Genomic DNA, 17,068 nt, shown 5'->3' with positions numbered 1-17,068 from the left:
ATACTAAAGGCAGGTGTTTTGGATTCGGTGTCGAATTTCCGAGGAAATGATAGAAAAATGAGAGTGATAAATATGAGAGAAAAAATTCAATTAGAGTTACAACGAATTGAAAGCGAAAACGACGTAAAGATTCTCTTCGCTGTTGAATCCGGAAGCAGGGCGTGGGGCTTTCCATCAAAAGATAGTGACTATGATGTCCGTTTTGTATACGTACATCGAATGGACTGGTACCTATCAATTGAGCAAAAGCGGGATGTCATTGAGTATCCAATCAGCGATGCCCTTGATATAAGCGGCTGGGAACTCCGTAAAGCATTACAGTTATTTTCTAAATCGAATCCAGCTTTGATAGAGTGGATTCTTTCACCAATTGTATACGCTAAGACATCAAATCTTCCGGAGTGTTTGCAGGAAATGAGTAGTCATTTTGATCTAAAAGCAACGATGTATCATTATTTACATATGGCATCTAAAAACTATCGCACGTTTTTGCAAGGTGAAGAAGTAAAGTTGAAGAAATACTTTTATGTATTACGTCCAATATTAGCTTGCAGATGGTTAGAAGAGAAAGGAACATTGCCGCCTGTTGAGTTTGAAAGATTAGTGAATGGATTAGTCTTGGATGCAGACCTTTTGAAAGAAATTGAGGAACTGCTTGAGAAGAAAAAAGCAGGTATCGAGCTGGATGCAGGACCAAAAATTACAGCATTGAATGAATTTTTGGAAGGAACAATTACGTATTACGAGGAGTATGTGAAAGGTCTAGAAAAGAGATTAGTTATAGACATTGAGAAGTTAAATGTATTGTTTCGAGAAATGTTATATAAAAGCTGGAAAGAGCACTGGTAATAGTAGTAGTGCTGAGGGTTTTGTCTTGATTAGTTCGGATAAAGAAAACAGCAATGAAAGCAATTAATCCAACGAAAAAGGTAAAAGTGAAATGTCTATCAGTGGGGAGTAATACCCCACTGATAGACAGCTCTCACCAATCAAGCTCTTACTGCCCGGGAGCTCATGATAAAACATAAAGAGAAGGTATAATATTATATATCTTCAATCCTCTTCAGCCCCTTATCAGCCGGCCCCTCAATCACATCTCCCTGAATCGAAAACCGCGAACCATGACAAGGGCAATCCCACGTACAATCACCGCTATTCCATTCCACTTCACAGCCTAAGTGTGTACAAGTTGTATCGACAATGTGAAGTTTGCCGTCATCGTCTTTATAAGCACCAGCACGTTTCCCATTTACGCTTACGACAGCACCTTCTCCATTTTCGAGATTTTCTGGTTTACGAAGCGCAAATTCCAGTTTTCCTTCAATTAAATGTTTTGCTACGTCGAGGTTTTGAGTGACGAACGTTTTTATATCTGCATTCGCATGGAATCGCGATGGCGCGTACAGTTCTTTATATGGACTATCGATTTTCATAATGGATGCTTTTAGTAATAAAGCTGCCGCAGTTCCATTTGTCATGCCCCATTTACGGTACCCTGTTGCGACGAAAATGTTAGGGTTATTTTCATTGATGTGTCCGATATAAGGAACTTTATCAAGTGTAATCAAATCTTGTGTTGCCCATCTGTATGGAATTTCTTTTATGCCAAAGGTTTCTTCGCCAAATGCTTGTAGTGCATCGTAATGATTCATCATGTTAATGCCTTGTCCTGTTTTGTGGCTTTCACCACCAATTAACACCAATTTTTCATCACCCATTGCTGTGTAGCGAAGGGAGCGCTTCGGATTATCAATACTTAAATACATTCCCCCTGGATACTCTTGTTTTGTTTTTACACCAAGGACATAAGAGCGCTCTGCGTACATTCTTGCGAAGAAAAAGCTGTTCGCATCATAAAACGGAAAGTGCGAACAGGAAATGATATAGCTACAGGTGATTCGATGTCCTTCCCTTGTAATGACTTGCAGATAAGATCCTTTTTCCACATCAACTGCAGTTGTGTTTTCGTAGATAACGCCGCCAGCTTCAATGAATTGTTCGACAAGCGCCGCTAAGTAGCGAAGCGGATGGAACTGTGCTTGATTCTTTATAACAAGTGCCGCTTTGATAGGAATTGGAAGCGGGATACTTTCTATGTATTCGCCAGGGATATTAAGCTTTTTATATGCTTCTAATTCTTTCGTTAACTTGTGTAGATTGTCGGCTGAATTCGTATATAGATAAGCATCTTCTTCTGTGAAATCACATTGGATATTGTGCTGTTGTACGGTATCTTTTATAAATTGCCGCGCTTTATCGTTTGCTTCGTAATATAATCTCGCTTTCTCTTCCCCAAAATTGCTAATTAGTTCATCGTAAATAAGATCGTGCTGGGTTGTAATCTTTGCAGTTGTATGTCCAGTTGTTCCGTTTAAAATATTTCCGGCATCAATTAATGCAACTTTGATTCCTTCTTTTGCAAGTAAGTACGCTGTTGTAATGCCAGTGATACCTGCTCCGACAATGGCAACTTCTGTTTTAATGTTCTCAGTTAGCTTTGGGAAAGTAGGGAAGTTAGTAGAGTCCCGCCAATATGGTTCTGGAAATCTTGGAAGTTGTTCATGTTCCAAATGAATGCACCTCTTATTCTAATTAGTTTCTTTTACTTAATTTTTCCAATAACAGAAATTTCATGTGTCAAAAATAAATTATTTTAAAATAATAAAATAACAGAAGTTCTATATATGATTCTTTGTTTTAATTTTCTTGACATAACACAGGACAAATAGGATTAAGTATAGTATCCTTCACAACATTAAGTGTTTAGTAACGAAGTGATGAAGAATTGATATGGAGTGTAAATGTTGGTAAATAAGCATCTTTTCTTTAGTAACATAGGAAGTGATTATGAAAATATAACCAACTTTTATTACTAGGTCATAAAAGTTATTGACAATATAGAAAGTCTACTGATATGATTCATCTAGTGGAAAGGTTGATAAAGAGTAAAAAGAGAAATATTTTTCAATGAATAATAATTGTAAGATTAAGTGAGCATAATTTTCTTTGGGAAAGAAAATTTTATAATAATAGTATTATCAATCTGGAAACGACAATCGATATATGCAAGGTGCATAAGCGCGGCATGAAAAGGGGGCAAAAGAATGAAGGATCTTCATACGTTTGGATGGTATGCAGCACGTGTATCACCGCATTTGCCAAAGAAGGCATTTAAACCAGTCCCAACTCGTTTGTTTGGTGGACTAGCCTATTTACTCATTACGGTAGCGGGATTTCTGACAATTGGTTTATTAGATTTGAACGTGTGGGCTAATCTTGGAATTGCAATCGTTCTAGGATTATGTTTTGCATCTATGGGATTTCTTGGACATGAAATTTTACATGGTACAGTAGTAAGAAAAGCTTGGCTGCGAGATTTTCTTGGAGCAATTGCGTTCTTGCCATTATCAACTGGACCAAAGTTGTGGAGAAAGTGGCACAATTTGACTCACCATGTGCATACACAGCATGAGGAGAATGATCCGGATGCGTGGCCAACAATGGAGAAGTTTAAGAAAAGCAAATTTTTACGCTGGGTATATCGCCTTCCGTTGCATGTTCGTTCTTTCTTTAGCTTTCTATCGTTAACGCTTCAATTTACAGTGCATTCGTCTCGTATGTTCACTCTTTTTATAAAGGAATTTAAACCAGAGAATAAAAAATCTGTATGGTTCCAGCTTCTTTTACCATGGACAGTGTGGATTAGTTTATTGTTTATTATGGGTCCTGCAAAATGGTTTTTTGCTTATGTTATTCCATTATTAATTGCAAACGCTATTGTAATGGGATATATCGCAACAAATCACCGTTTGAACCCGATTGTTCCTGTAAACGATCCGCTTGCCAACTGTTTATCAGTAACAGTACCGCGCTGGGTAGATGTGTTACATTTTAATTTCTCATATCATACAGAACATCACTTGTTCCCAGGTATGAGCTCGAAATACTATCCGTTAGTAAAAGAGAAAATTAAAGAAATGTGGCCAGAGCGCTATCATGAAATGCCGATGGGGAAAGCGTTAGCTACGCTTTGGAATACACCGCGTGTGTATTACCAAGATAGCGAGCTAATTGATCCGCATAAAGCACATTTATACGGTTCTTTAGGGAATGGATTAGATCCTGCGAATATTGAATATCGTGAGGAAAATACAAAAGAAGTAAAAGAAGTAAAAAATGTAAAAAACGGCTAAAATATATGTTGTTATTAGAATCAACTATGTTTATATAATAATGATAAAAGCACGAACTCATGAAGAGTTCGTGCTTTTTACATAGGGATTTCTTTTTGTTTAGCGAGTTGTGTGTGATTCATATTTTTTCGTGCTAATCGTTTTTCAAGAAGATGAACGAAGTACGTAAATAAAAGAACGAGTGCAAGGTAATAGATGCTGACGACAATATATGTTTCAAGTTGCTGAAAGTTTGCAGCAGCTTCAGAAAGTCCGGATCCCCATAGCTCAGACATTCCTACATAGGCAACGAGAGAAGAATCTTTTAGGCCGATAATGAACTGATTGCCAAGCGGCGGAATAGATAAACGAAATGCTTGAGGCAAAATAATACGCCGCATTGCTAATGGATATGTCATTCCTAAAGAGCGGGCTGCTTCGAGTTGGCCGCGGTCCACAGACTGAATGGCCCCTCTGAAAATTTCAGTAATATAGGCACCGTTATGAATAGCAAGGGCAATAGCGCCAGCCCAAAAAGGTGATAATACAATAACAGATGTAATTCCAAAATAGAGAATCATAATTTGTACAACTAACGGTATACCACGAATAATAGCAATGTATACATGTGCAACTCCATTTAAGAGTTTACTATTGGAAATACGAAAAAAAGCAAATAATAATCCAATTAGGCATCCGAGTAATAAGGAAGTTATTGTTAATTGTAATGTCAGAACAACTGCTTTTAGGAACGTTGGATATGTAGATATGAAAATATCAATCATTAGTATCACCTCTATATGAGTTGATTTTAATTTTTATAATATGATAGCAATGCTCCGTCGAAAGATGTGGGACATTACTTATGCACCAAAAATCTATTCTGCCTTCTCACCTAGAATGTTACGGCCAAACCACTTTTTACTGATTTTTTCATACGTACCATCTTGAATGATTTCATCTAATGCTTTATTTAATTTTTCCATTAATTCTGTATCATCTTTGCGAACAGCAATGGCCATTTCATCAAGAGATAATGGTTTACCAGCATCTTTTATATTTGACTTTCCTTCTTTCATCATGCGAAGACCTACCATTTGATCTGTGACAACAGCATCAATTCGTCCTGGTTCTAAATCCATAAGAGCGGTAATGTCACTATCGTATTCTGTAATTTGATCTGTCTGCTTGGCAACAAGTGTTTTGAATGTACTTGCTTTTACGACACCTACTTTTTTCCCTTTTAAATCTTCAGCAGAGGAGATTGATGTGTTATTTTTTGTAACGAAAATTTGTGCCCCAGAGCGATAATATGGATTCGTAAAATTAACTGCTTTGAGACGATCTTCTGTAATGGCCATACTTCCTAGAATTACATCATATTTTTTTGCTTGCAGACCTTGTATTAGTGTTTCCCAAGGGTTTGTTACAGGAACAGCCTTCATATTCATTTTTTTAGCAAGTGCCTCACCAATTTCGACGTCAAAGCCGACAAGCTTGCCGTTTTCTTTATAGTTAAACGGCTTATATAAACCACTCATTGCATAGCGAAATTCTTGCTTTCCGTCTGCTGATGTAGTGCTACTTTCTTTACTACAGGCACTTAATATTAAAGAAGCACATAATGCAATCGCCGCTATTACTTTAAGCATCTTTCGTTTCATAAAAATCCCTCCAATGTTTATAAAATGTTTCGTAAAAATTGCTTTGCGCGTTTATTTGATGGAGCGGTGAAAAACTGTTCTGGAGGTGCATCCTCTACGATTTGTCCGTCATCCATAAAAATGATGCGGTCAGCTACATCACGGGCAAATCCCATTTCATGCGTGACGATAATCATCGTCATACCTTCTTTTGCGAGGTCTTTCATAACTTGTAGTACTTCTCCGACGAGTTCAGGATCGAGAGCTGAGGTAGGTTCGTCAAATAGCATAATTTTCGGATTCATTGCGAGTGCTCTTGCGATAGCGACTCGTTGTTTTTGGCCACCTGATAAAAGATCTGGTGTTACGTTAGCCTTATCTTGCAATCCAGCTTTTCCTAACAATTCGTAGGCAATGCTTGTTGCTTTTGTTTTGTCTAACTTCTTGACGTGAATAGGAGCTTCAATGATGTTTTCTAGTGAGGTCATATGAGGAAATAAATTAAAATGTTGAAAAACCATGCCGACATCTTCGCGAACTTTGTTTAGATTTGTACGTTTTGGATGGATTTGTTCTCCCTGTATCGAAATCTCTCCAGTATCATGCATCTCTAAGAAATTTAAGCAACGCAGTAATGTACTTTTCCCTGAACCGCTTGCACCAATTAAGACGACAACTTCTTTTTCTTGCACGTGTAAATTGACGTTTTTGAGCACGCTTAAAGAACCAAAAGATTTTGTCAGATTTTGAACTTGTATCATGCATCCCCCTCCAATGAAATTCAGGTGTATAAAAATACCTTGTTTTTGGTAATTAGTCATAAATTGTCATATTCCTTTATTTTTTGTTAAAAATTAAGGCGATCACACTTAATAATCAGAAATTTTTTAAGTGTGTTGCATAGTGTTAAGGAAGAGGAACCTTGCTTACAGAAGTGTAATGTTATTGTAATGTAGCTCGATAGTGATTGCGCTTTTGGTTGTATAGAATGAAATTAAGCAGGAAGGCCATCAAAAAAGAACAGGTTGCTGCTGTAGTTAAAGAAAACGAAAACTATAAAAATATTTTTTTGAAATAAAGTTGAATAGAAAAGTTAAAAGGCTTTATCGTGGAAGTAAGTTTGTAAACAATGAAAACAAGGTAGCGCATGAGTGCTACCTTGTTTTTATGTGATTTTATCCCGCATTAACGGGCAGTAAGACCCCCACCTCGAGATTCAGAGAAAGCGAAGAAGATAGGTGGGGGATGAAGAAAACCCCACTGATGGAAGTTTCATTTATAATGATGGGCGTTTTACTGTATTTTTTAATGAAAAATACAGATATTTGTGTATCAGGAAGGAAAAAATAAACATATTGAATAAGGAAAAGTAACAATATAAGTAAAAAAAACGTTACAAACTCAACATATTTTGTTATGATGGTGTTACGAAAACGTTTGCATTAATTTGTGCAAAAGGAGAGAAGGAATTATGAATAAAACGTGGTGGAAAGAAGCAGTAGCTTATCAAATTTATCCGCGCAGCTTTATGGATTCAAATGGCGATGGTATTGGAGATCTGCAAGGCATTATTTCAAAACTAGATTATTTAAAAGAACTCGGTATAGATGTAATTTGGATTTGTCCAATGTACAAATCGCCAAATGACGATAATGGTTACGACATTAGTGATTATCAAGCTATTATGGATGAATTCGGCACAATGGCTGATTTTGATCAGTTATTAGACGAGGTTCATAAGTGTGGAATGCGGCTTATTATAGATTTAGTTATTAATCATACAAGTGATGAACATCCGTGGTTTATTGAATCGCGTTCTTCTAAAGATAATCCGAAACGTGATTGGTATATTTGGCATGACGAAAAAAATGGGAAAGAGCCAAATAACTGGGAAAGTATTTTTAACGGCTCTGCTTGGGAATATGATGAAGCAACAGATCAATATTATTTACACCTGTTTTCACGTAAGCAACCAGATTTAAACTGGGAAAATGAAGAGGTACGTGCGGCGTTATATGATACTGTCAATTGGTGGCTTGATAAAGGAATTGACGGCTTCCGCGTTGATGCGATTAGTCATATTAAAAAAGAAGAAGGGTTTAAAGACATGCCAAATCCAAAAGGACTAAAGTATGTACCTTCTTTTGATAAACATATGAATGTTGATGGCATTCAGCCGCTTTTAGAAGAGTTAAAAACGAAAACGTTTTCAAATTATGATATTATGACTGTTGGCGAAGCAAATGGTGTGAAAATTGAAGATGCTGAGCTTTGGGTTGGAGAAGAACAAGGAAAGTTTAATATGGTATTCCAATTTGAGCATTTAAGCTTATGGGATGCAGAAAAGAAAAAAGAGCTTGATGTTGCAGGGCTTAAAAAAGTTTTAACGAAGTGGCAAAAAGGTTTAGAAAATAAAGGGTGGAATGCGCTGTATATTGAAAATCATGATAAACCTCGTATTGTTTCTACTTGGGGGGATGATAAACAGTATTGGCGCGAAAGTGCAACAGCTTTAGGTGCAATGTATTTCTTTATGCATGGTACACCGTTTATTTACCAAGGCCAAGAAATTGGAATGACAAATGTCCAGTTCCCACATATTGAAGATTATGATGATGTAGCAATTAAGAACTTATATCGTCAAAAGATTGAAGAGGGTATACCTCACCAAGAAATTATGGAGATTATTTGGGCATCTTGTCGTGATAATTCACGGACACCGATGCAATGGAGTAGTGTAGAAAATGCTGGTTTTACAACAAGTACGCCTTGGTTTGGAATGAATCCAAATTATAAAGAAATTAATGTAGAGGTGCAGCAAACAGATTCAAATTCTATTTTAAATTTCTATAAAAAGATGATTGCATTGAAAAAAGAGCATGAAGTGTTTACTTATGGAACGTATGATTTACTTTTAGAGGATGATCCACAAATTTATGCGTATACACGGACGTTAAATAATAAAAAAGTTATTGTAATTAGCAATTTATCAAAGAGTGAAGCTGTATATGATGAGGCTGCATTCAACCTAGAATGCAAACGTTTGCTTTTAAATAACTACGAAGTAGAAGAACATGATGTAGTTACAACAATAACTTTAAAACCTTATGAAACAAGGGTGTATTATATTTCTTAATGGAGAAAAGATGCTCATACAGCATCTTTTCTCATAAAAATTTGTATTTTCTATAAAATTGTTATTGCAATATGAAAACGCTTTTATTAAAATTGATTTATGAAAACGATTGCGTAAAAAGTTTTCGTAAGGGGATAAGCAATTATTATTTATACATGAGGGATTGTAATTTAGAAAAAGGAGGAACAAAGAAATGAAGAAGCTTGCATCTTTTGATTTTTGGCAAAAGTTTGGGAAAGCTTTGCTAGTAGTAGTTGCAGTTATGCCAGCTGCTGGTTTAATGATTTCCATTGGTAAACTAATTGGTATGTCTGCGGGTGATATATCTGCAGTGCACACAATTGCTAGAGTTATGGAAGATATCGGTTGGGGAATTATTGGAAACTTAAATATTTTATTCGCTGTAGCAATTGGGGGATCTTGGGCGAAGGATCGTGCAGGCGGTGCGTTCGCAGCCTTGCTAGCATTCATATTAACAAACCGAATCACAGGAGCAATTTTTGGTGTAAACGCTGTAATGTTAGCGGATTCAAAAGCGAAAGTTTCTTCCTTTTTAGCGGGAAATTTACTTGTTAAAGATTACTTTACTTCTGTTCTTGGTGCACCGGCACTTAACATGGGAGTATTCGTAGGTATTATTTCAGGTTTTTTAGGAGCTACTCTATACAATAAATATTATAACTATAATAAATTACCACAAGCATTAGCGTTCTTTAATGGAAAACGTTTTGTACCATTCGTAGTAATTGTTGGTTCTACAATCACTGCTATTATTTTATCGTTTGTATGGCCGTTCATTCAAAGTGGATTAAATGAATTTGGGCGTTGGATTGCAGCTTCAAAGGATAGCGCGCCAGTTGTTGCACCATTTGTATATGGAACACTAGAACGTTTATTATTACCATTTGGATTGCATCATATGTTAACGATTCCAATGAACTATACAGAGCTTGGCGGCACGTACACAATATTAACAGGTACCAAGGCAGGACAAGTAGTAGCTGGTCAAGACCCATTATGGCTCGCATGGATTACAGACTTAAATAACTTACTAGCTAATGGTGATACGAAAGCATATCACGATTTATTAAATAATGTGGTTCCAGCACGTTTTAAAGTAGGACAAGTTATCGGTTCCACAGCATCGTTAATCGGTATCGCATTTGCGATGTACCGCAATGTAGACAAAGAGAAGCGTCATAAATATAAACCAATGTTCTTATCGGCAGCATTAGCTGTATTCTTAACAGGTGTAACAGAGCCAATTGAGTTTATGTTCATGTTCATCGCACCAGTATTATATGTTGTGTATGCAATTACAACAGGTTTGGCATTCGCATTAGCAGATGTAATTCACCTACGTATTCATGCGTTTGGTTTTATTGAGTTATTAACTCGTACACCAATGATTATAAAGGCAGGATTAACAAGAGATCTTATCAACTTTGTTGTTGTATCAGTTATATTCTTTGGATTAAACTTTACAATCTTCAACTTCTTAATTAAAAAGTTTAACATACCAACACCAGGACGTGCGGGTAACTACATTGATAATGAAGATGAGGCTGAAGAAGTAGCAGCAAATGTAAAAGAAGGTTCATTAGCAACAGCGGTTATTGAGTTATTAGGCGGAAAAGGTAATATTGCGGATGTAGATGCTTGTATGACACGTTTACGTGTAACAGTAAAAGATTTAGATATCGTTGCACCAGAAGTAAAGTGGAAGAAAAACGGGGCACTTGGATTAATTGTAAAAGATAAAGGGGTACAAGCTGTTTACGGTCCAAAAGCTGACGTTTTAAAGTCAGACATTCAAGACATTTTAGGTGCATAAAAAATGAAATTATTAACTTTAAATTGTCATTCATGGCAAGAAGAAGAGCAACTTGCAAAGATTCATTATTTAGCAAAAACAATTCAAGAAAATGACTATGACGTTATTGCGCTGCAAGAGGTAAGTCAGTCGATTACAGCAAGGAATGTATGCGGTAATATGAAAGAAGATAATTTTGTACGCTTATTACAAGCGGAGTTAGAAGAGCTAGGAGCCGCAAAATATGATGTTGTATGGGACTTTGCTCATATTGGGTATGAGGTGTATGAAGAAGGCTTGGCAATTTTGACAAAGCATTCCATTACAAAGAGCGATTCGTTTTTCATATCAGACAGTACAGATACAACATACTGGAAAACACGAAAAATTGTAAGTGCAACAGTTTCCTATAACAATCAGCCGGTGACAATTTATTCTTGTCATCTTGGCTGGTGGCTTGATGAAGAAGAGCCGTTTAAGAAGCAAGTAGATCATTTATTGAGTCATGTAGATAATAATGAGTTGTCGTTCTTAATGGGGGACTTTAACAACAATGCACGCATACAGAATGAGGGATATGACTATCTCATGAAAAATGGTCTATACGACACGTATAAATTAGCAGAAAGAAAAGACGAAGGAACAACTGTGCAAGGAAAGATTGCTGGTTGGGATGAGAACAAGAAAAATTTACGCATCGATCTCATTTTAAGTAATCAGCCTGTGCAAGTTGTTTCTTCTCAAGTGATTTTTAATGATGTGAACCGAAATGTAATATCGGATCATTTTGGTGTTGAAGTTCAAATTAATATGTAATGAGAAAGGCAACCGCCGTGTAAAATACGGATTGGTTGCTTTTTTATTACATTTCATACATAATTTTTATTATTGAACATAAAACCAAATTGGTCATTTAGTGTAGATATCGACATGTATTCATTATATAATGACGTATACAGTTTATTAGAAAAGTATAGAATTTTAATTTAAAATTCTTTGTAAACAGTGATATAATGGCAAAATGTATGTATGAATTTGGGAAAAAGAAAAAATATATGATTAGGTGATTAAAAATATGAAACAAATATGGCGTATTTATACGACAGATATACGGAATGTGGCAAAGCATTGGGCTGCAATTGTTATAATATTGGGGCTTACAATTTTACCATCGCTATATGCGTGGTTTAATATTCAAGCCTCGTGGGATCCTTATGGAAATACGAAAGATGTTCCTATTGCAGTATCTAATGAAGACACTGGTACAACTTTACGCGGGAAAGATATTAATATAGGGAAAGAGGTTGTTGATTCTTTAAAAAAGGACAAAAACCTTGGTTGGAAGTTTGTTGATGAGAAGCAGGCCATAGATGGTGTAAAGCATGGTGATTATTACGCAAGTATTACCATCCCAAAAGATTTCTCCGAAAAAATTGCAACGGTATTAAGTGATGATCCGCAAAAACCAGAGCTTCAATATTATGTGAATGAAAAAGTAAATGCTATTGCACCAAAGATTACGTCATCAGGTGCATCAGGTGTTGTACAGGAAATAGGTAAAAACTTCGTAAAAACAGCAAACGGTGAGATTTTTAAAATTTTTAATGAACTTGGGATTGATTTAGAAACGAATTTGCCAAGTATTGAAAAAGTAACAGAACTTGTTTTTAAATTAGAAGCGCAGTTTCCGGAGATTAACAATTTGGTTGATACAGCATTAACGGATGCTGATACAGCACAAAAACTTGTGAAAACAGCACAAGCCACATTGCCGACGGTTGAGAATGTCATTCGAGATGGACAAGAAATGACGAAGGATTTAGATGCATTTTTTGCACAGAATACGAAAACGTTAGAAGCTGCACCAGAAGCAATAAAAAACAATCTAACATTTCTAAAACAGTCTGCAGATGGTGCAGTACAAATTACAGAGTTCTTGAAAAATCCAGCAGGGAATTTAGATTTAGCAAATATTAACGAACAAACATTAACCGAATCATCAAAAACTGTAAAAAGCTTTTTAGCATCTACTCGACAAGTATTAGTATCTACACAACAACTGGCAGAGGCTCTAAAACAAAATAATGTCAATGATCCTGAAAAGACAAAACAAGATCTTCAAATCATTAAAAATCAAATTGATTTTAGAAGTCAACAAGTGGATACAATCATTTCATTATTACAAACTCTTAATGAAACATTTAACACAACAATCTTCGATGATAATATTGCCCGATTGAAAGATTTAAAAACGGTATTAGATAATACAAGTAAGAAGATTGATAATATAATTAAGGCTATAGATCAAGGGCAACAGCCGGCGCAAGATGCGATTAATGCACTAGATCAAGCGGCTAAAGATGGAATTGCTATTATCGACAGTATTTTAGGAGCATGGCCTGATTTGGATCAATTAAAACAACCGGGCGTAAATTTAGACCCAGCGAAAAACGGATTGAATTCTTTAAAAGCAAGTTTAACAGCTGGGATCCAATTGATAGATGGGATTATTCCTGTATTAAATGATGTAGATAAAATTGCTGGAGATTTAAATAAAACAACAAATATACCAAATACAATTAATCAATTGAACAAAGTAAAAGGCGATTTCCAAAAAGGAATCAACGGGGCAAATTTAGCATTAGATGCAATGAATAAAGGTCAGAAACCTGCAAAGGATGTAGTTGATGGTATAAATGCTGCATCTAAAAGTGCTTCAACGGCATTAGGTGACATTTTAGGAAAGTATGATTCCGAAATTGTTCCAAGTTTCAACGATGCTATTGAACGTACGAAACAAATGTCAAAAGATACATCAAAAATCTTAAGTGAAGCAAATAAAAGTCTTCCTGATGTGAAAAAAGTATTAGAAGATGCATCGAAAGGTTTAACTCTTGGCAAAGATGAAGTTGAAAAGATAAAAGCTGAACTTCCTGATGCACAGAAGAAAATTACAGACATTGCTAATAAAATTCGCGAATTTAAATCACAAGAAGATATAAATGACATCATTCGTTTGTTAAAGCATGATGTAGAAAAGCAAAGTGATTATTTCGCAAACCCAGTAAATTTAAAAGAGAATAAATTATACCCAATACCGAACTACGGTTCAGCGATGTCGCCGTTCTATACAGTGTTAGCGTTATGGGTAGGAGCATTACTAATGGTTTCATTATTAACAGTAGAAGTACATGAGGAAAATGAAGAGTATAGAAGTTATCAAATTTACTTTGGGCGTTTTTTAACGTTCTTAACGGTTGGCCTTGCACAGGCGTTTATCGTAGCAATGGGCGATATGTTTTTACTAGGTACTTATGTAGTAGATAAATTCTGGTTTGTTCTATTTAGTATGTTGATTAGTGGGGTATTCGTCTGTATTGTTTACTCGCTCGTTTCTGTATTTGGAAACGTCGGAAAGTCAATGGCGGTTATTTTGCTCGTACTTCAAGTTGCCGGTTCAGGTGGAACATTCCCAATTCAGATGACGCCAAAATTCTTCCAAGCTATTTATCCATTTTTACCGTTTACGTATGCGATTAGTTTGATTCGTGAGACAGTTGGCGGTATGCTGTGGGATATTGTATGGAAAGATCTTCTCGCATTGTGTATATGGGTCGTTGTTATGCTTATTATTGCACTGCTCTTGAAAAAGCCAATTAATAAGTCGAGCAGCAAGTTTGTAGAAAACGCAAAAGGAAGTAAGTTAATTCACTAATAGAAAAAGGTTTCTGCCAATTATGGCAGGAACCTTTTGTTTATGGAAAGATATAAATGCAGTATGTCGAACATCGTCGAAGGGTCTTTATCTTGTGTCGAAGCGCCGATATATTCTAAAGAACGGTCGATAAATTGTGAAAAGCGCCGATATATTCTAAAGAACGGTCGATAAATTGTGAAAAGCGCCGATATATCCTAAAGAACGGTCGATAAATTGTGAAAAGCGCCGATATATCCTAAAGAACGGTCGATAAATTGTGAAAAGCGCCGATATATTACAAAGAACGGTCGATATATTAGTGGACATGTGAGAAGGAGTTGACTTAAAAGGCATCTACATCCCTTTTAAGTCAACTCCTTTAGGTGTGTTATTTATCAAATTTCAATCCTTTAAATGCTTCTGCGAACGCATTATTTAAAGGTTCTTCCTGTTTTTGTTGTTGTTTCATATAATTTTGCACATAACGTTTATCTACTTTGCCACGAGATTCTTTCTTACGACGTTCTTGGAATGAAGAAAGCTTCTCGCGATAGCCGCATTTACATGCGAAGATTTGACCTTCTCCTTCACCTCGAAGTTCTAGTTTTTTCTTACACTGAGGGCAGCGTGCATTTGTAGTGCGGGATACATTTTTACGATGACCGCATTCACGATCTTGGCACACAAGCATTTTACCTTTTTTGCCGTTTACTTCTAACATTGGTTTACCGCAGTCTGGGCAAGTTTTTGTGGAAATGTTATCGTGCTTATATTTTTTATCGCTCGATTTAATTTCGGAAACAATTTCTTTTGTGTAGTTTTTCATTTCTGAAATGAATACATCTTTTTTCAATTTACCCTTCGCAATTGCCTCAAGTTTTTGCTCCCATTCAGCAGTTAGTGCAGGGGATTTTAATTCTTCTGGTACTAAATCAAGTAACTGACGGCCTTTTGATGTAATGTGAATATCTTTGCCGCGCTTTTCGATTAAGAACGAATTGAATAGCTTGTCAATAATATCAGCACGTGTAGCAACAGTACCTAGCCCACCAGTTGATTTTAATGTGTCTGCAAGTTGTTTATTTTGCGTACCCATGTACTTTGTAGGATTTTCCATTGCCGAAAGCAATGTTGCCTCATTAAAGCGTGCAGGTGGCTTTGTTTGACCTGATGTTTGGGCAATTAGTTTCACGTTTAACGTATCACCTTTTTCGATGCGAGGTAAGATTTGTTCTTTTAAATCATCTACTGTCTCGTCATCTTCAAAGCGATGTTCGTATACTTCCTTCCAACCAGAATTAAGAATTGTTTTGCCGCGTGCGACGAAGTTTTCATCACCAATTTTTGCGCGTAACGTTAGTTGTTCATATTCAAAAGCTGGGAATAAAACTGCTAAGAAACGTTTTACAACTAAATCATAAATTTTGCGTTCTTTATCTGTGAAGGCTGAGAAGTTGACATAGCTTTCTGTTGGAATGATTGCATGGTGATCACTTACTTTACTATCATCAACAAACGATTTAGAAGCTTTTATTGGTTTATTTAAGACCTTATTAGCTAAAGAACGATACTCGCCTACTCCACACGCTTTCAAACGTTCTGGAAGTGTCCCTACGATGTCGGATGAGATATAGCGTGAATCTGTACGAGGGTACGTTAATACCTTGTGCTGCTCATATAGTTTCTGCATAATATTTAACGTTTCTTTTGCGGAATAGCCAAAGATTTTATTCGCATCACGTTGTAGTTCTGTTAAATCATAAAGACCAGGAGAAAACGACTTTTTAGGTTTTTTCTCAATTTCCACGACAATGGCATTTTGTTTGCCTAGTTTTTTCACAATCGTATCGATTTTTTCTTTATCGAAGCTACGGCTATTGCCTTTCGCATCTTGCCAAGTCAGTTTTAACTTGTCTGTTGTTTGGGCTTCGATACCGTAGTATGTTTGCGCTTTGAAGTTTTTAATTTCGTCTTCACGACCTGCAATGATCGCCACAGTAGGTGTTTGTACACGACCGCAATTTAGTTGCGCATTAAATCGTGTAGTTAATGCGCGTGTTGCGTTAAGACCGATATACCAGTCGGCTTCAGAACGTGCGACAGCTGAAGCGTATAAATTGTCATATGCTTTACCAGGCTTCAAATTTGCAAAGCCGTCTTTGATTGCTTTATCGGTAACAGATGAAATCCATAGACGTTTAATAGGTTTATTAATTTTAACTTTATCAATAATCCAACGAGCGACTAACTCTCCTTCTCTTCCTGCATCTGTAGCCACGATAATTTCATTTACATCATTTCTAGTCAGTTGGCTTTTAACCGCATTAAATTGTTTGCCAGTCTGCTTGATCACTGTTAATTTTAAGCGTTCAGGCAGCATTGGAAGATCTTCTAGATTCCATTTTTTATATTTCACATCATAACTTTCTGGATCTGCTAATGTAACGAGATGCCCTAAAGCCCAAGTAACGATATACTTATTTCCTTCAATATAACCATTTCCTTTTTTATCACACTTCAATACACGTGCAATATCACGTGCAACAGAAGGTTTTTCAGCAATTACAACACTTTTTGCCATATTTAAAACATCCTTTCGAATTTCCG

Annotated in this window: 11 protein-coding genes; 6 read left to right on the top strand and 5 right to left on the bottom strand. The window is 36.2% G+C overall.

Translation table 11 applies throughout. From position 1 onward, the window contains the following. Nucleotides 1-72: 72 nt before the first annotated feature. On the top strand, nt 73-849 hold the full coding sequence (locus tag LRP84_RS07475; protein ID WP_230574507.1) for a nucleotidyltransferase domain-containing protein: 777 nt from the start codon (nt 73-75) through the stop codon (nt 847-849). Nucleotides 850-1,043: 194 nt separating this feature from the next. Here LRP84_RS07475 and LRP84_RS07470 read toward each other — a convergent pair whose 3' ends face one another. Continuing rightward, a complete protein-coding gene (locus LRP84_RS07470; protein WP_230574506.1) occupies nt 1,044-2,570 on the bottom strand; it encodes an FAD-dependent oxidoreductase in 1,527 nt (508 codons plus the stop codon). A 534-nt stretch (nt 2,571-3,104) separates the two neighbouring features. Here LRP84_RS07470 and desB point away from each other — a divergent pair. After that, nucleotides 3,105-4,193, top strand: coding sequence for a Delta(10) desaturase DesB (gene desB / locus LRP84_RS07465; RefSeq protein ID WP_230574505.1), 1,089 nt, complete (start codon nt 3,105-3,107; stop codon nt 4,191-4,193). Nucleotides 4,194-4,270: 77 nt separating this feature from the next. On the opposite strand, the gene LRP84_RS07460 is transcribed toward desB, so the two are convergent. The 3 genes from LRP84_RS07460 to LRP84_RS07450 all read right to left on the bottom strand — a co-directional run bounded on the left by LRP84_RS07460 (nt 4,271) and on the right by LRP84_RS07450 (nt 6,576). Then, nucleotides 4,271-4,957 (bottom strand): amino acid ABC transporter permease, encoded by a 687-nt coding sequence (locus LRP84_RS07460; protein WP_230574504.1) that lies wholly within the window; start codon nt 4,955-4,957, stop codon nt 4,271-4,273. A gap of 93 nt (nt 4,958-5,050) precedes the next feature. Then, nucleotides 5,051-5,836 carry an ABC transporter substrate-binding protein gene (locus LRP84_RS07455; protein ID WP_230574503.1) on the bottom strand — a complete coding sequence of 262 codons (786 nt, stop codon included), beginning with the start codon at nt 5,834-5,836 and terminating at the stop codon, nt 5,051-5,053. A gap of 17 nt (nt 5,837-5,853) precedes the next feature. Beyond that, complete coding sequence (locus LRP84_RS07450) at nt 5,854-6,576, bottom strand: amino acid ABC transporter ATP-binding protein (RefSeq protein ID WP_230574502.1); 723 nt, start codon at nt 6,574-6,576, stop codon at nt 5,854-5,856. A 710-nt stretch (nt 6,577-7,286) separates the two neighbouring features. Between LRP84_RS07450 and LRP84_RS07445 the strand changes: the two genes are divergently transcribed. The 4 genes from LRP84_RS07445 (at nt 7,287) to LRP84_RS07430 (ending at nt 14,479) form a co-directional block, all read left to right on the top strand. Then, nucleotides 7,287-8,951, top strand: a complete 1,665-nt coding sequence (locus tag LRP84_RS07445; RefSeq protein WP_230574501.1) for a glycoside hydrolase family 13 protein — start codon at nt 7,287-7,289, stop codon at nt 8,949-8,951. A 193-nt stretch (nt 8,952-9,144) separates the two neighbouring features. Next, a complete protein-coding gene (locus LRP84_RS07440; protein WP_230574500.1) occupies nt 9,145-10,785 on the top strand; it encodes a PTS transporter subunit IIBC in 1,641 nt (546 codons plus the stop codon). Nucleotides 10,786-10,788: 3 nt separating this feature from the next. Beyond that, the gene (locus LRP84_RS07435; RefSeq protein WP_230574499.1) at nt 10,789-11,580 is read left to right on the top strand and encodes an endonuclease/exonuclease/phosphatase family protein; all 792 of its coding nucleotides are present in this window, start codon (nt 10,789-10,791) and stop codon (nt 11,578-11,580) included. A gap of 259 nt (nt 11,581-11,839) precedes the next feature. Continuing rightward, nucleotides 11,840-14,479, top strand: a complete 2,640-nt coding sequence (locus tag LRP84_RS07430) for a YhgE/Pip domain-containing protein (RefSeq protein ID WP_230574498.1) — start codon at nt 11,840-11,842, stop codon at nt 14,477-14,479. Nucleotides 14,480-14,849: 370 nt separating this feature from the next. On the opposite strand, the gene LRP84_RS07425 is transcribed toward LRP84_RS07430, so the two are convergent. Next, entirely contained in the window at nt 14,850-17,042 is a 2,193-nt protein-coding gene (locus tag LRP84_RS07425; RefSeq protein WP_230574497.1) for a DNA topoisomerase III, read from the bottom strand. Between the last annotated feature and the right edge of the window lie 26 nt (nt 17,043-17,068).

This window comes from Bacillus rhizoplanae (assembly GCF_917563915.1).
Lineage (GTDB): Bacteria > Bacillota > Bacilli > Bacillales > Bacillaceae_G > Bacillus_A > Bacillus_A rhizoplanae.
This window is presented reverse-complemented; position numbering and strand designations above follow the sequence as displayed.